The sequence below is a fragment of the Lysobacter sp. HDW10 genome, assembly GCF_011300685.1.
Classification (GTDB): Bacteria; Pseudomonadota; Gammaproteobacteria; order Xanthomonadales; family Xanthomonadaceae; genus Solilutibacter.
In genome coordinates this window covers 1,168,287-1,193,703 of the sequence record NZ_CP049864.1, presented here as the reverse complement: position 1 = coordinate 1,193,703, position 25,417 = coordinate 1,168,287, and the positions used below count along the sequence as shown (strand labels likewise).

The following is a 25,417-nucleotide window of genomic DNA, read 5'->3' as shown; positions in this document are numbered from 1 at the left end:
CTTAATCAGAAACTCACCTTGGGTGCAGCACGCACTTCAGCGCGCTTGTCTTCATCAACATCAAGCAAGGCGGCGGGTGCAAACCCAAACATGCCGGCCACCAGACTGCTCGGGAACACTTCGCGTTTGTTGTTGTACGTGGTCACCGCATCGTTATAGGCCTGACGCGCGAATGCCACCTTATTCTCAGTGCTGGTGAGCTCTTCCGTCAGTTGCATCATGTTCTGATTGGCCTTGAGGTCCGGGTAAGCCTCGGCCACCGCCAAGAGACGACCCAATCCGGTATTCAATTGATTCTGTGCCGCGGCCAACTGCGCCATGGCTTGCGGATCCCCTGGATTGGCTTTTGCGGCGGCCAATCCGCTTTGCGCTGCGCTACGTGCGGCAATCACCGCTTCAAGTGTCTCGCGCTCATGGCTCATATACGCCTTGGCGGTTTCAACCAGATTCGGGATCAGGTCGAATCGGCGCTGCAGCTGGACATCGATTTGCGCAAATTGATTCTTAAAGAAGTTGCGCGCAGTCACCAGACCGTTGTACATGCCCATGAGCCAGAAGCCGATGAGCGCCAGTACCGCCAAGAAAATCAACACACTAACCATGCTTTCTACTCCTGTTCATGCAATCTGCGCACATCGCTTCTACACTTTCCCCTGAGACTCAGGGGCACTTATCCATGACCATACCGAATTCGAACGCATTCCGTCATCGCAAGCGTTTCACTCGCGTTCTTATCGGCACTAGCGTCGCTCTCTTGCCTGCGATTATCAGCGCAGCCCAACCGCAATCGAGTGGATGGGCATCGCGCGATCCGGCACAAACGATTCAACCCACGGCTGCACCATCCTACGCGGGTCATGTCGTTCGCACGACGCCGGCAACACCGAATTTGCGAGAAGTCCAAGGTATCGACTATCGCGAGATTGATCGCTATGCCAACTCCTTGGTTGCGGGCCAACGTGTGCCGGGCTTGGCCATAGCGATTGTTCGCCATGGAAAGATTGAATTCATCAAAGGCTATGGCATCACGGATGCACAGAATCCGGAACCGGTTGATACGCATACCGTGTTTCGATTGGCGTCACTTTCCAAATCGTTTGCGAGTGCGCTCACTTCACTCCTCGTCCAGCAAGGTCGGATCCATTGGAATGATGGTGTCACCCAATGGGTGCCGTCGTTCCGTCTCCCCACGCAATCCGCAACCGATCGCGTGACGGTTGAGAATCTGGTGAGCCAAAGCGTGGGCTTACCGAAGAACGCATTTGATCGCGACATCGAAGCCAACTTGGATTACCCCTCGGCCGTTTCGAAACTCGCCACGGTGAACATGAAGTGCGATCCGGGCGCGTGTTACTCGTATCAGAACGTGGCCTTCAGTTTGATCGGCGATGTGGTGTTTGCAGCGACTGGCAATTTTTATCCCGAAGCTGTTGAGCGCATGATCTTCAAACCTTTGGGAATGAACGATGCCAGCTACGGCTTAGCCGGCATTCAAGCAAGTCCGCGCTGGGCGCGTCCACACATCGGCCGTGCGGGCGCCTGGCGCTCCCTGACGCCGAAGCCGACGTATTACCGACTCGCACCCGCGGCGGGTGTCAACGCGAGCATCAGCGACATGGCGCAGTGGCTTATCGCGCAGACCGGACATCGGACGGATGTGCTTTCAGAGAATGCCTTGGACAACATGCATTCGTCCAAGGTGAAATCTCCGACAGAGTTGCGCGGTTCGAGTTGGCGCCGTGGTCGATTGAATGACGCGAGTTACGGTTTGGGTTGGCGTGTGTACAACTATGCCGGCCATCGGGTGATCTTCCATGGCGGCGCGGTCGAAGGGTATCGCGGCGCGATGGCTTTGGTACCGGAGCGCGATTTGGGCTTGGTGATCTTGTGGAATAGCTCGAGCAGCTTGCCGAGTGGTTTGATGCCGACGATCGTAGACCGTGCGCTCGCACTGCCGGGTCTGCCTTGGTTGCCGAAAGAGATTACCGGCCTGAGCGAACAAAGCGCACCCGCAGATTCCGGGCTGCCTGAGCCGGAAGGCAACGACTGATTTCCCTACCCGTGACTTTCTCGCGGGCAAAAAAAACTCCTCCGGCAGGAGGAGTTAATTCAAATTGCTTTAAGAGTATTGCTTAGAAGCCCGGGATCAACGACGGGATCATCGAAGCCACTTTCTTGGCTTTCTTCACAGCCTTTTTGGCTGCTTTCTTTACGGTTTTCTTGGCAGCTTTTTTGGCCGGCTTTTTGGCGGCTTTCTTGGCAACCTTTTTGGTGGCTTTCTTAGCTACCTTTTTGGTCGCCTTTTTTGCAGTCTTCTTGGCGGCCTTCTTGGCGGGCTTCTTAGCTACCTTTTTGGTGGCTTTCTTAGCTGCTTTCTTGGCAACTTTCTTGGTTGCTTTCTTAGCGGCCTTCTTCGCAGGCTTCTTAGCTACTTTCTTGGCGGCCTTCTTGGCAACCTTCTTAGCGGCTTTCTTCACTGCTGGCTTCTTAGTGGCTTTCTTTGCAACCTTCTTAGCGGCCTTCTTGGCTACCTTCTTGGTGGCCTTCTTTGCTGCCGGTTTCTTTGCAACTTTCTTTACGGCTTTCTTAGCGACTTTCTTGGTCGCTTTCTTTGCTGCCTTTTTAACTGCCATGGTATGGCTCCTCGTCTTTAGTTAAAGGATCTGGCAAGCCAGACCCGGACACGCAGCGGGTATCGGACCCGTTACGGGCCGCCACCGCGCACAAGGCAGCGGGGCGGATTCAGTTCGACATCGAATGCAGTGATCACATGCCATGTCGTTCATGCCTGCATACGACACATCCCCCTGGATGTTTCGCATTTGTTCTTTCAGCGAAACGTAAGTAGCTGATTTTCGGTTGTCAATACCTTTTTGAAAATATTTTCAACTTTTTTTTCCAGCCCTTTTCCAAGGCCTGCGCCGTTCTACCAACAAGCGCGCGCGATTGTGCTAGAAACAAATGCCTCTGCTTGCGCATTGCAATTGAAACGAGTCTTAATTTGTAGGACTTCGTGAAATTAGCGTTTTTCAAAAACTTAACAACCCCGTCTGGCGACCCAACGCGCTATGGCGTCCGGCTGACCCGATTTCTTCCCTGAGCCAACGCCAAACTTTTTTTCGCAAAGTTGCCGCCAAAGGTGTCTGCACTCCTCATTTGCGCAAAAAAATACCCGGCATCGCGCCGGGTATTTGAGTACAAAAAGTTCGCAAACGGATCAATGATCTTCGTCATCGACCAGTTGTTGATAGTCGTCGGGCGACAACAATTCGGACACTTGATCGGGCTCGCTCATCTCAACAACGAACAACCAACCTTCGCCAAATGCATCTTCGTTAATCGTTTCCGGCGTGTCGGCCAAAGCGGCGTTCACTTCGACAACTTTGCCGCTGACCGGCGCGTAGACATCCGACGCCGCTTTAACGGATTCAACCACGGCACATGCGTTACCTGCGACGACTTCATCGCCGACTTCCGGCAATTCGACGTAAACCAAGTCACCCAACAGGCCTTGCGCGTGATCCGAGATACCAAGCGTGGCGCGGCCATCGCCTTCAACGCGCACCCATTCGTGCGACTTCAAGAATTTCAGATCTCCAGGGATTTCTGCGCTCATCGGGGGACTCCAAATCTAAAGGTGTATGTACGGTTGAACCCCGTGTGCCGGGGATGGTTCATTCTAAGCGATGCCATCGGCAATTTTGCCTTCGCGAACGAAGGGGAATTTCACCACACGAACGGGGACTTCCTTGCCGCGAATATCGACGCGGACGTCGCCCGGCGTGCCGGCCGGCACACGCGCAAACGCGATCGCCTTGCCGATGGTCGGCGAGAAGGTGCCAGACAAGATTTCACCATCGCCGTGGTCGGTCAGGACGCGTTGACCGTGACGCAGCACACCTTTGTCATCCATGACCAAGGCAATCATTTGACGCGGTGCGCCATTGGCAGCTTGCGCTTCCAAGACACTGCGACCGATGAAGTCACGACCTTCATCCAAAGACACTGTCCATCCCAATGCCGCTTCGTAAGGCGAAACTGTTTCATCCATGTCTTGCCCATAGAGATTCATGCCGGCTTCAAGACGCAAGGTATCGCGCGCACCCAAGCCCGCAGGTTTGACACCCGCCGCGTGCAAGGCATTCCAGAACGCGACCGTGCTTTCTTGCGGCACGATGATTTCGAAACCGTCTTCACCGGTGTAACCGGTTCGCGCGATGAACACCGGCACGCCCGTCGTCGTCGTGGCTTCGCTTGCGGCAAAGCGACCCAACTTGGCAATGCGGGCGCGATCGGATTCCTGCAGCAAGCTGCCCACGCGCTCACGCGCAGTCGGACCTTGTACGGCGATCATGCCGAATTCCGGACGCTCGGTGACGGTGACGTTAAAGGGTTTGGCTTGCGCGCTGATCCACGCCAAGTCCTTTTCACGCGTTGACGCATTGACCACCAATCGGAAGCCGTCTTCGCGAATGAAGTAGATGATCAGATCATCGATGACCCCGCCTTGCGGGTTCAGCATTGCGGTATACAGCGCCTTGCCTTCCACTTTGAGCTTGTCAACGTTGTTGGCCACCAAGTGACGCAGGAATTCGCGCGTTCGCGCACCTTCCAGATCGACGACCGTCATATGTGACACGTCGAACATCCCGGCGTCTTTGCGCACCAAGTGGTGTTCATCAATCTGCGACCCGTAGTGGATCGGCATATCCCAACCGCCGAAGTCCACCATCTTTGCACCCATGGCGCGGTGGGTCTCGTTCAGTATGGTCTTATCGGTCATCGTGCTCTCGCGCTTTCGGTGAAAGCGCGATTATCGCACTTTGCTCCTTACTCGGGCTCGACGAAAAGCTCCATGCCGTCGGTCCGCACCACACGCACGCGTGCGCCCTCGGCAACGTCCGCACCACGGACATTCCAAAGCGCGTCGGCAATCTGGACTTTCCCCAATCCGTCGCGAATCCCGCCGGGGACGTGTAAGACCTGACCGACGAGGGTTTCCGCGCGGCGATTGAGCCCGGGTTGATCGGTCGGCGCTTTGTCTTTGCGGAAGTACTTCCTATAAACGACGGCAAACACGAATCCGAGCACGACGAAGATCGTGACCTGCGCCACGATCGGGAGCGGCGCGATCAATAGAACGACAAAAACGATGGCGGCGGCGAATCCGAGCCAAATCAGAAACGCACCGGGCGCAAACGCTTCTGCCGCCATCAGGCTCAAGGCGATCACCGCCCAAGCAATGAGTTCAGGACGCATCACTTCACCTTATTGACGTTGAGTGCTTCCTTGGCCAATTCACCAATGCCGGCCAGGCTGCCCAACATGGCGCTGGATTCCATCGGCATCATGACGAACTTTTGATTCGGCGCTTCGGCCAGTGCCTTGAACGCCTCAATATATTTCTGTGCCACAAAGTAGTTGATGGCCTGAACGTTGCCGCTGGAAATGGCGTCAGACACCATTTGCGTCGCGCGGGCTTCTGCCTCTGCCAAACGTTCACGCGCTTCTGCTTCGCGGAAGGCGGCTTCTTTCTTACCTTCGGCCGACAGAATCGCACCTTGCTTCTCGCCTTCAGCGCGCAGAATTTCAGCTTGACGCAAACCTTCGGCCTCGAGAATGTTGGCGCGCTTTTCACGTTCCGCCTTCATCTGGCGTGCCATCGAATCCACCAAGTCGCGCGGCGGTTGAATGTCTTTCAACTCGATGCGATTGACTTTCATCCCCCACGGATGCGTCGCCGCATCGACCGCTAACAACACTTTGGAGTTGATTTCGTCGCGCTTCGACAAGGACTCGTCCAAATCCATCGAACCGATTGAGGTCCGGATGTTAGTCATCACCAAGTTGAGAATGGCGATTTCAAGTTGTGCCACTTCATATGCGGCTTTGGCTGCATCCAAGACTTGGAAGAAGACCACACCGTCGACTTTTACGACTGCGTTGTCCTTGGTGATGACGTCTTGGCTGGGCACGTCCATCACTTGTTCCATCATGTTGATCTTGCGACCGACGTTTTGATAGATCGGCACCAACAGATGCAAGCCCGGGCGCAAGGTCGCGGTGTAGCGACCAAACGTCTCTACGGTCCACTCCCAACCTTGCGGCACAATCCGGACTGCTTTCGCCAACAGAATGACACCGGCGATGACGATGACCGCAGTCAATAAAGAAAGACCCATGTTGCCCTACCCCTTCTATTTCAGATGATTCGAGTTTACCTGCTTTAACCGTACGCCTTCGCCGCGCTACAGCGCGGAAATGGCCTCGCTGAGCGCTTCATCGATGCTGCCAACATACGCCAGTGCCTGTAGATTCTTGAGAAGCTGCGCCACCGAGCTTGCACCCAGAATCACACTTGTTACTTTTGGATTCGACAGCACCCAAGCAATCGCCAACTGCGCGGGATCCAAATCACGCGAACGCGCAAGCGCCGCAAACGCACTCGCACGCGTCATCCGGTTTTGTCCGTCGCTTTGCATGTCTTCCAGCAGCCACGCATTTCGCGCTTGCGCAAGGCGTGAACCTTCCGGAATGCCATCAGCGTATTTACCTGTCAGCAAACCTGACGCCAATGGCGACCAAGTGGTCGCACCAAGACCCCACTCGTCGAATAGGCGTGCGTACTCTTGCTCAAATCGTTCACGCACCAAGACGTTGTATTGCGGCTGCTCCATGCTGGGTCCGACCCAGCCGTGCGCATCGGCTATGCGTAAGGCCTCTTGAATTTGGGAAGCGGGCCATTCAGACGTACCCCAGTACATCACCTTGCCTTGTCTCACCAAGGCATCCATGGTCATGACGATTTCTTCCAAGGGCACTTCGTCGTCCGGACGATGGCAGTAGTACAAATCCAAATAGTCGACACGCAAACGGCGCATGGCTGCATGACAGGCATCGTGCAAATGCTTGCGCGACAATCCGCGCTGCGTCGGCAACGGGCCTTTCACAGATCCGAAGAAGGCCTTGCTGGAAACAACATAGCCATCGCGCGGCAAACGCAAATCGGCGATGACGTCGCCCATGACTTGTTCGCCCTCGCCGTGACCATAGACTTCTGCGTTGTCGAAGAAATTGACCCCGTGGTCCCACGCCGCCGCCACGAGATTGCGGGCTTCGCCACGCGCACTACCGCGCCCAAAGGTCAGCCACGCGCCGAGAGACAAGGCAGACAGTTGCAGCCCCGCTCGACCCAATCGTCGATACTCCATCGAATCCTCCTGATATAGTCTGGCTCAAGCGCCCTGCCATCCCGTATGGCGCCGCTTTGCACATTGTGAGGGAAGTCTGTGATCAAGCGAACGAGGGCATTCTTTGCGGCACCAGACAAGATCATGCTCGAGCTCGGTGCTGGAGGTGAATACCTTGTCTCGCAAATTCGCGTCGGATTGTCACTCCTTTTGTTTCTGCCGCCCATCATCAACACATTGTTGGGTGGCCCATCCCATGAAAATTTTATCGGCTTCTTGGGGGCGGGATTCGCTGTCTTCCTCGGCTTGGTTTGGTGGGCATTGGCGAGAAACCGTGGGCGCTATGTTTGGCTGCCTTGGGCAAGTACCGCGTATGACGTCACCAGTACAACGTTTTTTCTCTTCTTATTGTCGCAACACGAGCACGCTGCCGGGCTGAACAGTTTTGTCATCTGGGAGTTCTATCTCACCAATCTGATGATGACGTGTCTGCGCAATGATGCGCGGCTCACGCTGTTTGCCGGCGGCTTGGCCATATCGCAATACTTGATGCTCGCCCACTGGATTTTTACGCACTCGACGCCGTCTGAGCTCGTCTCCGTGAATTACGGCACGGCGCTCTGGACCACGGTGGGTCAACGTTGCGTGGTGCTGTTGATTGCGACCGTGCTCTCCGCGACGATTGTTGCGCGAATGCGTCGGCTGTCAAACATGTCGGGAACCGACAGTTTGACCGGCATCCCGAATCGAAACTGGTTTTTGCATCAGGCCAAACAGCAGCTTGAACAATCACAACACGCTGGCAGACCGTTGAGCATTGCCATTGTTGACCTCGATCACTTCAAACGCATCAACGACGAGATTGGACATCAAGCGGGCGATGAAGCATTGGTCCATGTGATCTCGGTCATCCTTTCGAATGTGATGGCGCCGGATACCGTCGGTCGTTTGGGCGGCGAAGAATTTGGCTTGCTCATTCATGCAGACGCAGAAGTGGCGCGCGAACGCGTTGAGCGTATCCGCCGCGCGTTGGAAGTGAGCCAGTTCAATACGCCTTTAGCAGACAGCGTCATACAAGTAACGCTGAGCTCAGGGATCGCAGAGCAAGGCAAGGATGGTCCCACGGTCACACATCTACTGGGTGCTGCCGATCGACGCCTTCGCCTAGCAAAACTCTCAGGTCGCAATTGCGTCCGCCACCTAGATTGACCCACACTAGGGGAAATCGCATCGATGCCTAGCCCATGAGCCTAAAACTACGCCTGATCGTCATGAACTTCTTCCAGTTCTATGTATGGGGGGCGTGGCTCATCACCATTGGGCGTTATTGGTTTGAAAACAAAGGTTGGCCAGGCACGAGTTTCGGCGCCATGTTTTCGACCATGGGTATCGCGTCGTTGTTTATGCCGGCTCTGATGGGCATCGTCGCAGATCGTTGGATCAATGCAGAACGCTTGTACGGCATCTTGCATATCTTGGGGGCAGTGTGTTTGTTTGCGATGCCGAATGCCGGTAGTCCGCAAGCCATGTTCTGGGTCATGCTCGCCGCGATGATTTGTTACATGCCGACCATCTCGCTGGCCATTACCGTTGCCTATAACGCACTGAAGCGTGAGCAGTTGGATGTCGTGCGCGACTTCCCGCCGATTCGTGTGTGGGGCACCGTCGGCTTCATTGCGGCGATGTGGTGTACCAGCTTGTTGGGCTTTGAAAAGTCGGCTATGCAATTTTATGTCGCCGCTATTGCTGCGATTGGTCTGGGCATTTACGCCTTCACCCTGCCGCCGTGCCCGCCAAAGCTCGAACGCAATACCGAAGGCACGTGGGTGGATGCATTGGGTTTTAATGCGTTCCGCTTGTTCCGCAATCCACAAATGGCGATCTTCTTCATTTTTGCCATGCTGTTGGGCGCTGCGCTGCAACTGACCAACGCCTACGGCGGCACATTCTTAGGCGAGTTTGAAAACAACCCGCTCTACAAAGACACCTTGGCGGTGAAGTATCCCGCGATGATCATGTCGATTTCGCAAATTTCGGAAACGCTGTTCATTCTGGCGATTCCTTTCTTCTTGCGTCGCATGGGTATCAAGTGGGTGATGACGATCAGCATGATCGCGTGGTGCCTGCGCTTCGGCTTGTTTGCTTTCGGTAACCCCGGTGATGGTCTTTGGATGATCATCCTCTCGTGCATTGTCTACGGCATGGCCTTCGACTTCTTCAACATCTCGGGCTCCTTGTTTGTTGAACAGCAGAGCGATCCGCGTATTCGCGCATCGGCACAAGGTCTGTTCATGCTGATGACCAATGGTGTGGGCGCCGTGCTCGGAAGTTTGATTGCCGGCTATGTCATCGACACCTGGTTCACCGCGGCAGACGGCGTGAAGGACTGGCACGGCATCTGGTTGAGCTTTGCGGCCTATGCGCTGGCCATGGCGGTGGCGTTTGTGGTGTTGTTCCGATACAAGCACGACACGACACGCTGAGGCGCCGCTATCGCGTTCATTTAGAATGGGCGCATGTACATCGGGCCGCATCGAATTGAACCCAAGGTGATCCTGGCCCCGATGGCCGGGGTCACTGACAAGCCATTCCGCTTGTTGTGCAAGCGCTTGGGCGCGGGTCTCGCAGTGTCCGAGATGACCATCAGCGATCCGCGCTTTTGGCAAACGAAGAAATCGATGCTTCGCATGGACCACGCCGGCGAGCCCTCGCCGGTGAGTGTGCAGATTGCGGGAACCGACCCACAGCAGTTGGCCGAGGCTGCACGCTTCAACGCGGCACATGGCGCGCAAATCATCGATTTGAATTTCGGCTGCCCGGCCAAGAAAGTGTGCAATGCGTGGGCGGGTTCCGCATTGATGCAAGACGAGCAACGCGCTGCAGACATTTTGAAAGCGGTGGTGCGTGCCGTTGACGTCCCGGTGACGATGAAAATGCGCACCGGCTGGTGCGCAGCAGTCAAAAATGCACCCGAACTGGCGCATATCGCGGAAGACAGTGGCATTGCCGCATTGACGGTGCATGGTCGCACCCGCGATCAGCATTACACCGGTATCGCCGAACACGACACGGTGGCGCAGATTAAATCGCGCGTGCGCATTCCTGTGATTGCCAATGGCGACATCGACTCGCCCGAACGTGCAGCACAGGTGCTACGCGACACCGGCTGCGATGCCGTCATGGTGGGGCGCGCCGCGCAGGGGCGCCCTTGGCTATTTCGCGAGATCGCGCATTACCTGGCAACGGGTGAGACCTTGCCACCCATCGAGCTCGGCGAAGTGCGAGACATTCTATTAAGCCACCTGGATGCGCTGCATGCGTTTTACGGTGAGGACATGGGCGTCCGCATTGCGCGCAAGCACCTAGGTTGGTATGCAAAGGATCGGCCCGAGAATGCGAGTTTCCGAGCCGTGGTCAATGCGGCTACCAGTGCCCGCCTGCAACGTGAACAAACACGCGACTATTTCGATGCTTTGAACCTGAACAAAGTTCGGCAACCGCAGCTAAATAACCGGGCGGCATAATCTGACAATTGCCTGTATCATTGCCAGCCTTATCTTTTCATCCGCATAAAAGGATATAACGATGTCGAACTACCTTTTCACCTCTGAATCGGTGTCAGAAGGTCATCCGGACAAGATTGCCGATCAAATCTCGGACGCCGTCCTTGATGCGATTTTGAGCCAGGACAAGCGCGCCCGCGTGGCCTGCGAAACCATGGTGAAAACAGGTGCGGCGATTGTCGCCGGCGAAGTCACCACCGATGCGTGGGTCGACATCGAAGATCTCGCCCGCAAAGTCATCAATGACATCGGCTACAACAATTCCAACGTCGGTTTCGACGGCCATACCTGCGCCATCATCAATATGTTGGGCAAGCAGTCGCCGGATATCGCCGCGGGTGTCGACGGCACCAAGAAGAAAGCCAAGAAGCCGGAAGAAATGGGCGCAGGCGACCAAGGCCTGATGTTCGGCTATGCCTGCAATGAAGCGCCAGAATTCATGCCGGCACCGGTGTACTACAGCCACCGTTTGGTGGAACAACAAGCCAAGGTGCGCAAGAACGGCAAGTTGAAATGGTTACGTCCGGACGCGAAGAGCCAAGTCACGCTGAAGTACAGCGACGGCGACCACAAGATCCAAGGTCTCGACGCCGTTGTGCTGTCGACCCAACACGATCCAGACATCAAGCAAAAAGACTTGATCGAAGCCGTGCGCGAAAACATCTTGAAACCCGTGCTACCGAAGAAGTGGTACGAATCGTTGCCGAAGAACAAGGTGCACATCAACCCGACCGGTATCTTCGTGATCGGCGGTCCGGTGGGTGACTGCGGCTTGACCGGTCGCAAGATCATCGTTGACACCTACGGCGGCATGGCCCGTCACGGCGGCGGCGCATTCTCAGGTAAGGATCCGTCGAAGGTCGATCGCTCGGCTGCGTATGCTGCGCGCTATGTTGCCAAGAACATCGTGGCGGCAGGTTTGGCTGACAAGTGCGAAGTGCAAGTGTCCTACGCCATCGGCGTGGCCGAACCGACTTCGATTTCGGTTACGACGTTTGGCACCGGCAAGATTCCGGATGCGCAAATCGAAAAGCTGATCCGCGCGAATTTCGATCTTCGTCCGTACGGCATCATCAAGATGTTGGATCTGATTCATCCGATCTATCAGCGCACTGCTTCGTACGGCCATTTCGGCCGTAAGCCGGAACAAGTGTCGTATCTCGATGGCCAAGGCAAGAAGCACACCGCAACGGCCTTCTCTTGGGAAAAGACCGATCGCGCAGAAGAGTTGCGCAAAGCTGCGAAGCTCAAGAAGTAATCGCAGCACCGCCTTTCCTATTGCATTAACGAAAAGAGTTTCTATTCATGAACGCGCAAGTCAAAACTTTCTCGCAAGACGGTGATTACAAAGTCGCCGATATCAACCTCGCCGATTGGGGCCGTAAAGAACTCGACATCGCCGAAGCTGAAATGCCCGGCCTGATGTCGATCCGTAAGAAGCATGCGGCCGCGAAACCCTTGGCTGGCGTGCGCGTCACCGGTTCCTTGCACATGACGATTCAAACCGCAGTGCTGATTGAAACGCTGAAAGACATTGGCGCGGATGTGCGCTGGGCGTCGTGCAACATCTTCTCAACGCAAGACCATGCCGCCGCTGCCATCGCAGCAACGGGCACGCCTGTCTTCGCGTGGAAGGGTGAAACGCTGGAAGAGTATTGGGACTGCACCTTGGATGCCCTCACCTTCAAGCTTGCCGACGGTACGCTAACCGGTCCCGAGCTGGTGGTGGACGATGGTGGCGACGTCACCTTGTTGATCCACAAAGGCTTGGAATTGGAACAAGGCTCCAAGTGGGCCGATGAACCCGGCGCGAACCATGAAGAACAAGTCATCAAGAACTTGCTGAAGCGCGTTGCTGTTGAACGTCCGGGCTATTGGACGCGCGTGGTTGCCGACTGGAAAGGCGTGTCCGAAGAAACGACGACGGGTGTGCATCGCTTGTATCAACTCGCCGACGCTGGGCAATTGCTCGTCCCGGCAATCAACGTCAATGACTCGGTCACCAAGTCGAAGTTCGACAACCTCTACGGTTGCCGCGAATCGCTGGCCGACGGCCTGAAGCGCGCCATGGACGTCATGTTGGCCGGTAAGGTCGCGGTTGTCTGTGGCTATGGTGATGTGGGCAAGGGTTCCGCACATTCGCTGCGCGCCTACGGAGCACGCGTCGTTGTCACTGAAATCGATCCGATTTGCGCATTGCAAGCGGCGATGGAAGGTTTCGAAGTGAAGACCGTTGAAGATACGCTCGGTACCGGCGACATTTATGTCACCACCACTGGCAACAAAGACGTCATCACCGTGGCGCATATGAAAGCCATGAAGGACCAAGCCATCGTCTGCAACATTGGTCACTTCGACAATGAAATCCAAGTGGACGCGCTGTACACCTCAGGCGCGGTGAAAACCAATATCAAACCGCAAGTCGATAAGTTCACCTTCGACACGGGCAACGCCATCTTCTTGTTGGCTGAAGGCCGCTTGGTGAACTTGGGTTGCGCGACGGGTCACCCGAGCTTCGTGATGTCGAACTCGTTCTCCAATCAGACGCTCGCGCAAATTGACCTGTGGGCAAACAAAGACAGCTATGAAGCCAAGGTCTACATCCTGCCGAAGAAGTTGGATGAAGAAGTGGCCCGTTTGCACTTGGAAAAGATTGGCGTGAAGTTGACCACGCTGAGCGATTCGCAAGCCGCCTACTTGGGCGTTGCTAAAGAAGGTCCGTACAAGCCGGATCACTACCGCTACTAATACAGCGCGGTCAGGCATCAGGGAAACGGGCGCATCGCCGCCCGTTTTTTTGTATTCGAGCGAAGGTTTTCACTTTCATCGCGATGAAGCGATATAGTATCCACATCACCCCGCGTCACTGTCTGAAGCCATGTCCAATATTTCCTTCGAGTTCTATCCCCCGAAAACGGAAGACCAGCAAGCGCAGCTGGATCGCACGGTCGAAAAGCTAAAGCCATTTGCGCCGGACTACGTGTCATGCACGTTTGGCGCTGGCGGCTCGACTTTGACCTACACCGCAGAAACAATTCGCCGCTTGCGCACAAAGCATGCTGTAGATGCCGTGCCGCACATTTCTTGCATGGGTGGAAGCCGCGAAGAACTACGCGCCTTGCTCGCCGAATATCGTTCGCTCGATTGCCGCAAGGTGGTCGCATTGCGCGGGGATATGCCCTCTGGCATGGGGCAAGTGGGTGAGCTTCAATTCGCGTCTGATCTCATCGAACTGATTCGTAGAGAACACGGTGACTACTTCAATATTGCCGTCGGCGCGTACCCGGAAACGCATCCGCAATCACGCGACGCGCAATCTGATTTGAAGAACTTCAAGCGTAAGGTCGATGCGGGTGCCGATGTTGCGATCACCCAATATTTCTACAATGCAGACGCCTACTTCCGCTTTGTCGACGATGTGCAGCGTTTAGGTGTCACCATCCCTATCGTGCCCGGCATCATGCCCATTTCAAATTTCAGCCAATTGCGTCGCTTCTCTGAAGGCTGTGGTGCTGAGATTCCACGCTGGATCATGCAGCGTATGCAGGGCTTGGGCGACGATGTCGCCGCCGTGCGTGACTTCGGTGCAGAAGTGGTCGCAGGCTTGTGTGATCGTCTGTTGCAAGGCGGCGCGCCCGCCTTGCACTTCTACACACTGAATTTGGCACGCCCGACTGTGGCGGTCCTCAATAAGATGAACTAAGCGCAGCCGCTGCGCGGCACACGGTGACACGTCAACGTTAAACCTTTAGATTTAACGACGCATGTACTTCACTTCTCCGCGCAAATGCGTTTGTCTGCTGTTCGCGCTTGTGCTGGCGACGGGCACTGCTGCCGCGCAGTCCCGACCCAAAAACTGCGTCACTGACACGGGCAAGGAGATTCGCACCGATCGGCCCTGTGCAGCGTTCGACGGTCAAGAACAACGCAGCGATGGCAATGCGCAGTCTTCTGCCGCAGACCGACGCCTAAGCGCCGCACGCGCCTCTTCGTATCGGCCGATCTGTGCAAAGACGATCGAAGACCTGTCCTACACCTTGTCGGCGGCATTGGATGCGCGCGACGTGAATCGTTTCTCGTCGGTGTATCACTGGGTCGGCGTCAGCAATGTGCGCGCCCTCGCCGTATTGAACAAGTTCGAGAAAATGATGACGCGCCCTGTGGTCGACATAGAGATGACCGGGGGTTCCAGCGGCGGCGTGTCTTGGTCTGAAGACGCCGAAGGGTATTTGTTGCCTGTGGAACACTCGCCGCGCCCGCCGTCCGGACTGCGCGTGCGGCAGATGAAAGCCGGCGTTAATGCGACGGAATCGACACAATTCCGAATTGTGAAGCACTTTGGCTGCTACTGGCTCAGCATGTAATCCATTTGCTCCGAACCCCACGGGCGGCGAGAATAGAGGTTTCGCCCAAGGAGTTGCACGCATGGAATACCCGAACTGGATTTGGCACAATGGGTCCATCAAACCTTGGGCCGACGCAACCGTCCACGTCATGGCGCATGCGCTGCACTACGGCTCATCGGTATTCGAAGGCATTCGTTGTTACGACACACCCAACGGACCCGTAATCTTTCGCTTGACCGACCACAACAAGCGGCTGTTCCAATCCGCGCGCATCCATGAAATTGACATGCCTTACGACTTGGCGACGATCAATGCTGCGTGCCGCGAAGTGATTCGAAAGAATGAGTTCAAGACCGGCTATCTGCGCCCGGTCGCATTCCGTGGTTTGGGTGGCTTTGGATTGTCGGCAGACACCCCGACCGATGTCGCTGTCGCCACTTGGAAGATGGGCGCATATCTGGGTGACGGCGTGCTGGAGCAAGGCATTGATGCTTGCGTGTCGAGCTGGCAGCGCTTTGCACCGAACACGATTCCTGCAGGTGCGAAAGCAGGCGGCAACTATTTGTCGGGCCAGTTGGTCGCACGTGAAGCACGTCGTCTGGGCTTCGGTGAGGGCATCGCGCTGGCATCCACGGGCTTGTTGAGCGAAGGCGCGGGCGAAAATCTGTTCCTGGTGTTTGACGGTGTTCTGCACACGACGCCGGTGAGCGCGGCATTGCTCAACGGCATTACGCGCAATTCACTCATGACACTGGCGCGCGATGCGGGCATCGATGTCGTTGAACGTGACTTGCCGCGCGAATATCTCTACTTGTGCGACGAAGTGTTCATGTGCGGCACGGCGGCAGAAATCACCCCGATTCGTTCGGTCGATGGCCGCCAGGTAGGCAGCGGTCGCGCAGGCCCCGTCACCTTGACGTTGCAAGAACTGTTCTTCGGCTTGTTCAGCGGCAAGACGCCTGACAAGTACGGTTGGCTGGAAGCCGTGTAATCCGCACTGCGTCCGGGGCATCGCCCCGGACCTTAGGTTTTAAACAGCAAACTCGCGCGCGTGCCTTGCTGGCCATCGCGGCGATTGCCAATCTGTACATCCCATCCATACAGCTCACAAATGCGCGTGACGATGGAGAGTCCGATGCCACCGCCTTTGGTATTCGTTGCCGCGTCCCCGCGATAGCCGCGCTCGGTTAAACGCTGGGCGTCTGCCTCGGAAAGACCGGGCCCTGTGTCCAACACGTCCACGCTGTCTTGGTTGATGCGCACAGTGACAGTGCCCGATTCCGTGTATTTCACGGCATTGGCAATGAGATTGCCGACGGCCACATTGACCGTGGCATCCGGTGCATCGACCACCAGCGCCGTATTGCCTTCCATGCACAAATCGAGTTGCTTGCCGCGACGCATTTGCAAACGATGCGCTTCGAGCAACTGCTCAACGATGCGCGCGACTGAGGCATTGCCCGAGACACGCTCTTCGCGAGACAAGTTCAAAAGTGTTTCAGTGATGGCCGCACCACTTTCTTGCGCGCGTTGAATACGTTGAATGCGTTCGAGCATCTTCGGGGTGAGGTCGGACGAATCCATCATCAACTCTACGGTGCTGCGAATCACCGCAAGTGGCGTGCGCAACTCGTGGCTGACGTCGGCGTTCAATTCACGTTCGCGCTTTGCAGTCGACCGCATGCGCTCGGAATACGCATCCAGCGCGGCCGCAAGCTCGCCCACTTCATCATCTGCAAAATGCTGCGCCAAAGGCGTTTCGTGGCTGTTCTCAGTGCGACCGCGCTCGCGAATCAGCTTCAACAATTCGAGCAAGGGTCGCATGATGCGAGAGGCCGACCATACACTCAATACCAAGGCGAGCGCAGTGAATCCAAAAACACTCGCGATCAACCAACGTCGTAACTTTTCCGTCGTATCTGACGCGTCGGTCACATCGAGCCGGACGATCGTCGTGAAACCCTTGCCGGTTGAGGAGACCCGGCCCTTGCCGACTGCGGCTTTCCAAACATGCGGTGTCCCGTCTTCAGCGACTTCCCGCACTTCATGTACGCCCGGACCCAGGTCACGATAAAGCGGACTGATGTCTTGAGTTTTGCCTTCACCGAATGTGGCGGCGTCATACAGAGTGAACGTGGGCGAACGATCGGGGTTCAGCTCAATCTGCCGGACGAGGCTGTTCAGTTCGCGGCGCATGGTTTTTTCAACCACCTCGCGTTCTAGGCGATCCCGGATGTACAGGGTGGCCGAAGCAAACAAGACGGTAAGCAAGACGCTCAGCAGCAGGAACGACAGCACGATGCGTGTCCGCAACCGCCGTCGGTTTGCGCCGGCCACAACGCGATCAATCGGACCGGATAAATTAGCCTGCATCGGTTTCCGCGATGCGATAGCCAATACCGTGCCGCGTCTGAATCAGCGGATGTTCAAACGGCTTGTCGATGACGGCGCGCAAACCGTGAATATGGACGCGAAGCGAATCGCTGTCCGGCAACTCTTCACCCCACACCCGCGTTTCCAAATCTTGACGCGTGACGACGGCCGGCGACGCTTCCATCAAAGATTGCAAAATCTTTAGCGCGGTGGGATTGAGCTGCAGCAGCTTGCCCTGGCGACGCACTTCCAACGTATCCAAGTTGTATTCGAGATCGGACACGTTGAGCACGCGTGCTTGCACGCCTTTGCCACGGCGCGAAAGTGCATTGAGGCGAACATCGACTTCCTGCAAGGCAAAGGGTTTCACCAAGTAGTCGTCCGCGCCGGACTCAAATCCTTCCAACTTATTGTCGAGCGTGTCACGCGCGGTCAACATCAAAATCGGGGTTTGCTTGCGCGCATCATTGCGCAGTTTGCGACAGACATCGAGGCCGTCCATACCCGGTAAGTTGAGATCCAAGACGATAGCGTCGAAATCGTTGACTACGGCCAAATGCAATCCCGTGACGCCGTCGGCTGCGAAATCTACCGTATGACCACGGTCTTCGAGGTAATCGCCCAAGTTTGCAGCGATGTCTTGATTGTCTTCGATGACGAGAATGCGCATGTAAATTCCGTTATAGGGTCTGCCCTAATGGCAGACCTCCGGATTCTGGCATAGTTCCCGAAAAGGGGGGCTGAAGTCAGGCTTTACGCTTTTTTACAGGCGGCTTCGCACGCTTGGACGTCGCTGCCTTCTTGCGACGCTGGCGCGTGGCATTGATGGCGATATCTGACGCGCAGACGTGGTCGACGATGATGCCCGCGATATCCATGCCCGTAGCGGCCTCAATGCCTTCCAGACCGGGTGAGGAATTCACTTCGAGCACAAGGGGGCCACGCTTTGATCGAATCAAATCGACACCCGCGACGTTCAAACCCAACACGTGCGCCGCACGCACGGCCACTTCGATTTCATCGCGCGTCGGCATGATCGCTTTGGCGGTGCCGCCGCGGTGTAAGTTGCTGCGGAAATCTCCGCGCGCGGCTTGTCGGCGCATCGCCCCCACGACTTTGCCGCCAACCACAAAGCAGCGCAGGTCTGCGCCCTTCGCTTCTTCGATAAATTCTTGTACGAGGAAGTCTGCGCGCAAACCGCGCAGCGCTTCGACCATCCCGCGCGCCGCCGATAACTTCTCTGCCAGCATGACGCCCGCGCCTTGCGTGCCTTCAGAGAGCTTGATCACGTGCGGTGGCTTGCCCAACATCGACAACAGATCATCCGTATCGTCAGGATTGTCACCAAAAACGGTGGCCGGCAAACCAATGGATTGCGCTGCCAGCAACTGATGTGTACGCAGCTTGTCGCGCGCTTTTAAAATCGCATCAGACGTGTTGGGTGTGTAACACCCCATCAATTCAAACTGTCGCAATACCGCGCATCCGTAACGCGTAATGGATGCACCCACGCGCGGAATGACCGCGCTGTAGCCCCGCAACAACATCCCTTTGTAATGCATCTCGAAACCGTCTTCCGAGATTTTCATATAGCAGCGCAGTGGATCAAGCACGCGGACGGTGTGGCCTCGCTCGCGCGCCGCTTCAACCAATCGTCGCGTGGAATAGAGCTTGCTGTTACGAGAGAGAATGGCGAGTTTCATGGACGTCCTTGTGCATGAAGTGCAGTGCTTGCACGTTTGTGTAAATACGAGTGTGCGGGGTCAACAGTGAATCGTCCCTGCATTGCCGTTCGTCCCAGCAGCATTGGGAAACGCATGCCGTCTCGGCTTGCCAGGTTGAGTTCGATCGGTACGTCGACCCCTGCCAAACGCAAGGTGGATCGAATGAAAATTCGCTGGCTGGCATGGCCGCCCGAATCGATCACGCGACGCTCGTCCGCCACCGGACAAGACACGGTCACTACCGTTGCCTTCTTGTGCGGCGTGATTGAAAACCGCACCCATAAGGCGCCGTCTTGCCGGAAGGTTTCGTAGTCATCCACGTGCAAGGAAGACGTCCGTGCGCCCGTATCTACTTTGGCGCGGATGCGCAAAATCCCCAAGTCCGGCAAAGACAGGTATTCACGCCAACCGAGGCACACGAGTTCTTGCATAACGCTTCCGACCAAAAAAGCGGCCAGAAGGCCGCTTTGGAAATGCTGGAGCGGGTGATGGGAATCGAACCCACGCTAGCAGCTTGGGAAGCTGCAGTTCTACCATTGAACTACACCCGCGGAAGCGTGCAGTGTATGCGCCGCCCGAGGGCAGCGCAATCAATGCTTAGAAGTTGCGCCCGACGTTCACAAAGACCGTCGTATTCAGGCCACCTTTCCGCATCAGCGTGCTGTTCAAACCCGCAAACAGATCGATACCGCCGAGCTTCGTGCGGGCTGACGTGGTCAACATCAAATAGTCACGATCAAACTGAGGACCCGGCACTGAATACGCCATGCCACCCAACGATGTCATGTGCGCCGACACTTGCGCGTCGTTCTTCTTTAGGTCTTTTTGCCATGCCAGACGCGTCGAGGTGGTGAAGTGATCGTTGATCTTCAAACGACCTTCGTAGCCGACGCTGGCCGTGAGTGCATTGAACTTCTGATCGTCGAACGCCAGCGCCGTCGATTGACCTGCGCCTGACTCGGTGTAGCCGTCGACGCGCACTTGTTGACCCAAGACAGACACGACCGGACCATGGTCAAGCTTTTCGCCCTTGAACATGTAGCCAGCCTCGGCGCCCAGTGCGAGGATGTCACCGTTGGTGCTGCCGTCGTGTTGACGCATGGCGATGCCCAGCGGGATCTTGCGATGCACGTCAAAGTCCAAACGGGTGTAGCCCAATTGTGCATTGGCGAACAGGCCGCTCTCATCAACATAGTTGAAGAAGCCCGTGACATTCACTTCTTTCTGCTTGGCGTCGCCGCGTTGTGCGCCGAAGTCAAACGAAGTTTGTGCGTAGCCAAGCGCGACACCGTAACCCATGCCGCCCTTCCACCAGCCCACGCCGCCGTTGGCTGCACCGCCCGTACCGTCAAAGCCGTCACCCGGTGCACCGCGGTGATAGCGATTCACATCGAATCGTCCACCGACCCACCAATGCATCCCTTCGTTCGGCGTTGCGGTCGACAGTTGCGTGCTCAAAGCATTGAAGCGGTTCTTGTTCGACACCGCTGCACTTTGCGGCAACACGCCGATTTGGCGCGGCCCTTCGATGGTCGCGACGGCATAGTCAGCCAATAACTTGTAGGCCGCCGTGCTCGGGTGGACACCGTCTGCAAAGGCGTACGTACTCGCTGCATCCGGCGATGCGTAGCTCAAGGGATTACAGGTCAAGGCGGATGCGGTATACGCCGGCAAACAGGCTGTGCTTGTCACATTCGTAAAGCCAAACATCGCAGGCGTGGCCACGACTTCACGGATGAAATTGAAGGTATCGAGCGGAATGATGCGCAGGTTCTGCTGCGAAACACCGGAATACAACGCATTGTTGTAAGCCGTCGCAATCGCTGTCGCTTGTGCTTGTGCTGCCGCACCTTGCACGCGCATTGACGGCGTCACCCCGAGGTCCGGAATGTTCGGCACCAAGATGTATTGCGCACCGGCGGCTTTCAACTGGCCGATCAGTGCAATCTCATTGGTGACGGCTGCGCCGATCGTGGCTTGCGCTGTCGCCGGAGGCGTTGAGGCTGTGATCGTAAACAGATCATTGGCCCCGCCCCAGACGGTATACAAAGCGTTCGGGTCAGCACGGCCGCCGGTTCGTGAAAGATAAGCGTTGACTTGCGTCTTCAACGACGGCGTAAAGCCCAAAGGACCATTGACATCCGTTGCGACGCGCGCGCCACCTACAGCGTAGTTGTTGCCCGTAGAAGGTCGTGTGCCAGCGCCCGTACCAAACCACGCAGCTGACGCATCGGTCCCGTAGTACTGCGCCATGTCTTGCGACCACACCAGACCTGGGTTGGTGACGAACTGTCCCACGACCGCCTGCGCATTCGGCGGTAACAGAGGCCGGAAGAATCCAGCGTCGGTCAAACTATCACCGAAAAAAATGGTTTGCGAAAACGTCTGCGAATGCAGATCGGTGGTGTTTGTTTGCGCGGCCACTTGGCCGCAGGATGCTGCGATGGACACAGCAAGCGCTGCGCGCAGCAGCGGAACACGGTGCTTCATTGAAAACCTCGGTCTACGGGACATTCCCCTTTGCTGCATCGTTTCACGATACGCCCCCGTGTTCACGCCGCAGTGCGGCATTACAATGCCGGCATGGACATCGTTTTCAATGGCAGCGCCGAACACCTTCCAGACAACGCCTCGGTCTATGACCTGCTCGTTCACGCAGCCTTGCATCAGCGCCGTGTCGCGGTGGAAGTCAACGGCGAAATCGTGCCAAAGAGCCTGCATGCGACCCATGTGCTGCGAGACGGGGATACCGTTGAGATCGTCCATGCCCTGGGCGGTGGCTAAGCAAAATTGCCTCAACGTTCAAAAGGCATCGTTCATACTATGCCAATGAATGAATCCCTCAAAAACGACGCGCTCGTCATTGCCGGAAAGACCTATCGCTCACGCTTGTTGACCGGCACGGGCAAGTTCAAAGACATGCAAGAAACCCGCCTGGCCACAGAGGCAGCGGGCACCGAGATCGTGACCTTGGCGGTGCGCCGAGTGAATATCGGTCAGAACCCCGACGAACCGAACTTGCTGGACGTCTTGCCGCCCGACACCTATACGATTCTGCCGAACACCGCGGGGTGCTACACCGCCGACGACGCCGTGCGTACCTGCAAATTGGCCCGCGAATTGCTCGACGGCCATTCGCTAGTGAAGCTGGAAGTATTGGGCGATGAGCGCACCTTGTACCCGGACGTCGTGCAAACCTTGAAGGCCGCCGAATTGCTCGTCGCGGCGAACTTCGATGTCATGGTCTACACCAGCGACGATCCCATTCTCGCCCGCCAGCTCGAAGAGATCGGTTGCGTGGCGGTCATGCCGTTGGCAGCACCGATTGGCTCGGGTCTCGGCATCCAGAATCGCTATACCTTGCTTGAAATTATTGAGAACGCAAAGGTGCCGATCATTGTTGACGCAGGTGTGGGCACCGCGAGCGATGCCGCCATTGCGATGGAACTTGGCTGCGACGGCGTCTTGATGAATACCGCCATCGCAGGCGCTCGTGATCCGATTCTGATGGCCTCAGCGATGCGCCACGCGGTCATCGCCGGACGCGAAGCGTTCTTGGCCGGACGCATTCCGCGCAAACGCTTTGCAAGTGCATCTTCGCCGATTGATGGATTGATCGCCGCGTCATGACCGATCCGTTCAACAGCCCCGGTGCGAAGGCGCCCCCTCGCCCCTATACACGCGACGATTCAAAACGTCGCATTCGCAGTTTTGTATTACGTCAGGGTCGGTTTACCGACGCGCAACAACGTGCCTTCGATGCGCAGTGGCCGCGCTACGGCATCGACTTCAGTGGTACGCCGCAAGACTTTGATGCGCTGTTCGGTCGCCAAGCGCCGCGCATCTTGGAGATCGGTTTCGGCAACGGTGAGGCGCTGCGTTTCTCTGCAAACTTGGATCCGGCACGCGACCACATCGGCATCGAGGTGCATGCGCCCGGCGTCGGTCGCTTGTTGAATGCATTGGCTGCAGACAATCTCAGCAACGTTCGTGTGTATCACCACGATGCGGTGGAAGTGCTCGAGCAAGAAATTGCGGACGGCAGCTTGGATGAAATCAGAATCTATTTTCCCGATCCGTGGCACAAAAAACGTCACAACAAGCGCCGCTTGGTGAACCCGGAATTTGCGCGCTTGTTGGTTCGCAAACTCGCGCCCAATGGTCGTGTACATTTGGCCACCGATTGGCCGGCGTATGCAGAGCATATGTGGGATGTCTTGGATGAGACGGCGGGCTTGGTCAACACGGCCGGGCCTCGTGGACACATTCCTCGCCCCGCTTGGCGCCCACAAACGCACTTTGAAACACGTGGCCAGCGTCTGGGACATCCTGTCTTCGACATGCTCTACGCACGCGGTCCCTGACGATGGAAAACGCGCTCGTCCTCAGCAGCGAAATGACGCTTGTGCTCGGTCTGTTGCTGTTGACGATGGGCTTGTTTGTATTTGAGCGCTTCAGATCCGACGTTGTCGCGCTGATCGTGCTCGTGTTGCTCGGACTGACCGGGCTAGTCGCACCGGAAGATTTGTTCGGCGGCTTCTCCGGTAGCGCCGTCATCAGCATCATGGCTACCATGATTCTCGGCGCAGGCTTGGAGCGCACCGGTGCACTCAATCGCTTAGCGGGTTGGTTATTGCGCCGATCAAATGGCGAAGAAGGTCGCTTGCTTTGGATGACCTCGCTCTCTGCGGGCCTCATTTCTTCGCTGATGCAGAACCCCTCTGTCATGGCATTGTTCATGCCGGTTGCGTCGCGGATTTCATCCCGCACCGGCATCGCCACATCACGCATGTTGTATCCGATTGCCTGCGCCATTGTCATGGGTGGTGCACTCACCATGGTCGGCAATTCACCGCTGATCCTGTTGAATGATTTGCTGCTCTCCGCCAACGACAAGCTGCCCTCCGGTGCAGCATCGATGGATGCTTTCAAGATGTTTGCGCCACTGCCTATCGGCTTGATCTTGGTGTTTGCATCGATCTTGTACTTCCGCTATCACGGCGACGCACGTTTGCATGAAAGCGATCGCGGTGTGACACCAGGTCGGACGCAAAGCTATTTTGCGCAAACGTACGGCATTGAAGGTGAGGTGTTCGAGCTCACCGTTGATACCGCCAGCCCATTGGTGGGCACAACAATCGGCGAACTTGAACTCCTTGAAGACGCGCCGTTGATTCTGGCGCTGCGTAGTAATGGTGAATCGCGCCTCGCGCCACCGGGTGATGCGCGTATTTGGGTCGGCGACATCATTGGCGCGCTCGGCAATGCGGAAGTGATCGGACGCTTTGCAAAGGCGCATGGCTTGCGCGTTTCAGTTCGTCTGAGTGAGTTTGGTGAACTGTTCAACCCCAGTCGCGCAGGGATTGCTGAAGCCGTGATCCCGGCAAACTCGCGATACATCGGCAAGAGCGCGGGTGAGATGCGACTCCGCAAGCGTGTGGGCCTGAGCTTACTTGCGATCAATCGTGATCGCGAAGTGATCCGCGACAACGTGCGTGATTTGTCTCTGCGTGCCGGCGACATGCTCGTGTTTCATAGCGCGTGGCAGAACTTGGCAGAAATTGCCTCGCAGAAAGACTTCGTGGTGGTCACCGATTACCCCAAGGGTGAACAACGTCCGCATAAATTCAAAATCGCGATGGCCATCTTTGCGGTCACGATGTTGCTTGCGCTGTCATCGCGCATCCCGGTGCCGATCGCGTTGATGACGGGCGTGGTCGGCATGTTGGTGACAGGCGTCATCCGCATGGATGAAGCCTATGCCGCTATCAATTGGAAGACTGTCTTCCTCATGGCCTGCTTGATTCCCTTGGGCTGGGCAATGGATGCGAGCGGCACTTCGGCGTGGATCGCAGGCCATACGGTCGACAAGATCCCCGCGCAGACACCGATCTGGTTGATTGAGCTGGCTGTTGCGCTTTTAACTGTGGCGTTTTCACTCGTGATCAGTCACGTCGGCGCCACCATCATGATGGTGCCGATTGCCATCAACATGGCCTTGGCGGTCGGCGCGGAACCGCGTGTGTTCGCGCTTATCGTTGCGCTCTCCGCATCGAACAATTTCATGACCGCCACGAACCCGGTCATCTCGATGATCTCCGGACCCGGTAATTATTCGCAAAAAGACTTGCTGCAGATCGGCTTACCGCTGTCGATGATCTATACCTGCATCATCGTTCTAGCTGTCAATCTCTTGCTCTAACAGCATCGAGCAAGTATCG

At 56.5% G+C, this 25,417-nt stretch carries 25 protein-coding genes and 1 tRNA gene; 13 read left to right on the top strand and 13 right to left on the bottom strand.

Going from position 1 to position 25,417, the window contains the following annotated elements; translation table 11 throughout:
* Positions 1–5 precede the first annotated feature (5 nt).
* Positions 6–602 carry a LemA family protein gene (locus G7069_RS05670; RefSeq protein ID WP_166295180.1) on the bottom strand — a complete coding sequence of 199 codons (597 nt, stop codon included), beginning with the start codon at positions 600–602 and terminating at the stop codon, positions 6–8.
* A gap of 74 nt (positions 603–676) precedes the next feature.
* Here G7069_RS05670 and G7069_RS05665 point away from each other — a divergent pair, with 74 nt between their 5' ends.
* The gene (locus G7069_RS05665; protein WP_166295178.1) at positions 677–2,050 is read left to right on the top strand and encodes a serine hydrolase domain-containing protein; all 1,374 of its coding nucleotides are present in this window, start codon (positions 677–679) and stop codon (positions 2,048–2,050) included.
* An 82-nt stretch (positions 2,051–2,132) separates the two neighbouring features.
* Here the strand turns inward: G7069_RS05665 and G7069_RS05660 are convergent, their stop codons facing one another.
* The 6 genes from G7069_RS05660 to G7069_RS05635 form a co-directional block, all read right to left on the bottom strand.
* Positions 2,133–2,633: a histone gene (locus tag G7069_RS05660; RefSeq protein ID WP_166295176.1), complete on the bottom strand. Its 501-nt coding sequence runs from the start codon at positions 2,631–2,633 to the stop codon at positions 2,133–2,135.
* A gap of 584 nt (positions 2,634–3,217) precedes the next feature.
* A complete protein-coding gene (gene gcvH / locus G7069_RS05655; protein WP_166295174.1) occupies positions 3,218–3,616 on the bottom strand; it encodes a glycine cleavage system protein GcvH in 399 nt (132 codons plus the stop codon).
* Between the two features lie 63 nt (positions 3,617–3,679).
* Complete coding sequence (gcvT, locus tag G7069_RS05650; RefSeq protein WP_166295172.1) at positions 3,680–4,783, bottom strand: glycine cleavage system aminomethyltransferase GcvT; 1,104 nt, start codon at positions 4,781–4,783, stop codon at positions 3,680–3,682.
* A gap of 47 nt (positions 4,784–4,830) precedes the next feature.
* Complete coding sequence (locus G7069_RS05645) at positions 4,831–5,259, bottom strand: NfeD family protein (RefSeq protein WP_166295170.1); 429 nt, start codon at positions 5,257–5,259, stop codon at positions 4,831–4,833.
* Complete coding sequence (locus G7069_RS05640; RefSeq protein WP_166295168.1) at positions 5,259–6,182, bottom strand: SPFH domain-containing protein; 924 nt, start codon at positions 6,180–6,182, stop codon at positions 5,259–5,261. The genes G7069_RS05645 and G7069_RS05640 overlap by 1 nt, the downstream gene beginning before the upstream one ends.
* Before the next feature lie 66 nt (positions 6,183–6,248).
* The gene (locus tag G7069_RS05635; RefSeq protein ID WP_166295166.1) at positions 6,249–7,211 is read right to left on the bottom strand and encodes an aldo/keto reductase; all 963 of its coding nucleotides are present in this window, start codon (positions 7,209–7,211) and stop codon (positions 6,249–6,251) included.
* 78 nt (positions 7,212–7,289) lie between these two features.
* On the opposite strand from G7069_RS05635, the gene G7069_RS05630 reads away from it, so the two are divergent.
* The 8 genes from G7069_RS05630 to G7069_RS05595 all read left to right on the top strand — a co-directional run bounded on the left by G7069_RS05630 (position 7,290) and on the right by G7069_RS05595 (position 16,090).
* Positions 7,290–8,399: a GGDEF domain-containing protein gene (locus G7069_RS05630; RefSeq protein ID WP_166295164.1), complete on the top strand. Its 1,110-nt coding sequence runs from the start codon at positions 7,290–7,292 to the stop codon at positions 8,397–8,399.
* A 35-nt stretch (positions 8,400–8,434) separates the two neighbouring features.
* Positions 8,435–9,673, top strand: a complete 1,239-nt coding sequence (locus G7069_RS05625; RefSeq protein ID WP_166295162.1) for a nucleoside permease — start codon at positions 8,435–8,437, stop codon at positions 9,671–9,673.
* Positions 9,674–9,706: 33 nt separating this feature from the next.
* Entirely contained in the window at positions 9,707–10,714 is a 1,008-nt protein-coding gene (dusB, locus tag G7069_RS05620) for a tRNA dihydrouridine synthase DusB (protein WP_166295160.1), read from the top strand.
* 61 nt (positions 10,715–10,775) lie between these two features.
* On the top strand, positions 10,776–12,011 hold the full coding sequence (gene metK, locus G7069_RS05615) for a methionine adenosyltransferase (protein ID WP_166295158.1): 1,236 nt from the start codon (positions 10,776–10,778) through the stop codon (positions 12,009–12,011).
* 47 nt (positions 12,012–12,058) lie between these two features.
* Positions 12,059–13,501, top strand: coding sequence for an adenosylhomocysteinase (gene ahcY, locus G7069_RS05610; RefSeq protein ID WP_166295156.1), 1,443 nt, complete (start codon positions 12,059–12,061; stop codon positions 13,499–13,501).
* A gap of 130 nt (positions 13,502–13,631) precedes the next feature.
* A complete protein-coding gene (gene metF / locus G7069_RS05605; RefSeq protein ID WP_166295154.1) occupies positions 13,632–14,456 on the top strand; it encodes a methylenetetrahydrofolate reductase [NAD(P)H] in 825 nt (274 codons plus the stop codon).
* 61 nt (positions 14,457–14,517) lie between these two features.
* On the top strand, positions 14,518–15,117 hold the full coding sequence (locus G7069_RS05600) for a hypothetical protein (protein WP_166295152.1): 600 nt from the start codon (positions 14,518–14,520) through the stop codon (positions 15,115–15,117).
* A gap of 61 nt (positions 15,118–15,178) precedes the next feature.
* Positions 15,179–16,090, top strand: coding sequence for a branched-chain amino acid transaminase (locus G7069_RS05595; RefSeq protein WP_166295150.1), 912 nt, complete (start codon positions 15,179–15,181; stop codon positions 16,088–16,090).
* A gap of 32 nt (positions 16,091–16,122) precedes the next feature.
* Here G7069_RS05595 and G7069_RS05590 read toward each other — a convergent pair whose 3' ends face one another.
* The 6 genes from G7069_RS05590 to G7069_RS05565 form a co-directional block, all read right to left on the bottom strand.
* Positions 16,123–17,472, bottom strand: coding sequence for a HAMP domain-containing sensor histidine kinase (locus G7069_RS05590; RefSeq protein WP_166295148.1), 1,350 nt, complete (start codon positions 17,470–17,472; stop codon positions 16,123–16,125).
* A complete protein-coding gene (locus G7069_RS05585) occupies positions 17,462–18,142 on the bottom strand; it encodes a response regulator transcription factor (RefSeq protein ID WP_166295146.1) in 681 nt (226 codons plus the stop codon). The genes G7069_RS05590 and G7069_RS05585 overlap by 11 nt, the downstream gene beginning before the upstream one ends.
* Before the next feature lie 76 nt (positions 18,143–18,218).
* Complete coding sequence (gene rimK, locus G7069_RS05580; RefSeq protein ID WP_166295144.1) at positions 18,219–19,175, bottom strand: 30S ribosomal protein S6--L-glutamate ligase; 957 nt, start codon at positions 19,173–19,175, stop codon at positions 18,219–18,221.
* On the bottom strand, positions 19,172–19,627 hold the full coding sequence (locus tag G7069_RS05575; protein ID WP_166295142.1) for a RimK/LysX family protein: 456 nt from the start codon (positions 19,625–19,627) through the stop codon (positions 19,172–19,174). The genes rimK and G7069_RS05575 overlap by 4 nt, the downstream gene beginning before the upstream one ends.
* A 46-nt stretch (positions 19,628–19,673) precedes the next feature.
* Positions 19,674–19,747 (bottom strand) — tRNA-Gly (locus G7069_RS05570).
* 46 nt (positions 19,748–19,793) lie between these two features.
* Positions 19,794–21,686, bottom strand: coding sequence for an autotransporter domain-containing protein (locus tag G7069_RS05565; RefSeq protein ID WP_166295140.1), 1,893 nt, complete (start codon positions 21,684–21,686; stop codon positions 19,794–19,796).
* Between the two features lie 93 nt (positions 21,687–21,779).
* On the opposite strand from G7069_RS05565, the gene thiS reads away from it, so the two are divergent.
* Genes thiS through G7069_RS05545 form a run of 4 tightly spaced genes read left to right on the top strand, consistent with a single transcriptional unit; the run spans position 21,780 to position 25,398 of the window.
* The gene (gene thiS, locus G7069_RS05560; RefSeq protein ID WP_166295138.1) at positions 21,780–21,980 is read left to right on the top strand and encodes a sulfur carrier protein ThiS; all 201 of its coding nucleotides are present in this window, start codon (positions 21,780–21,782) and stop codon (positions 21,978–21,980) included.
* A gap of 45 nt (positions 21,981–22,025) precedes the next feature.
* Positions 22,026–22,826, top strand: coding sequence for a thiazole synthase (locus tag G7069_RS05555; protein WP_166295136.1), 801 nt, complete (start codon positions 22,026–22,028; stop codon positions 22,824–22,826).
* Entirely contained in the window at positions 22,823–23,560 is a 738-nt protein-coding gene (trmB, locus tag G7069_RS05550) for a tRNA (guanosine(46)-N7)-methyltransferase TrmB (protein WP_166295134.1), read from the top strand. The genes G7069_RS05555 and trmB overlap by 4 nt, the downstream gene beginning before the upstream one ends.
* 2 nt (positions 23,561–23,562) lie before the next feature.
* Positions 23,563–25,398 carry an SLC13 family permease gene (locus G7069_RS05545; RefSeq protein ID WP_166295131.1) on the top strand — a complete coding sequence of 612 codons (1,836 nt, stop codon included), beginning with the start codon at positions 23,563–23,565 and terminating at the stop codon, positions 25,396–25,398.
* Positions 25,399–25,417 lie beyond the last annotated feature (19 nt).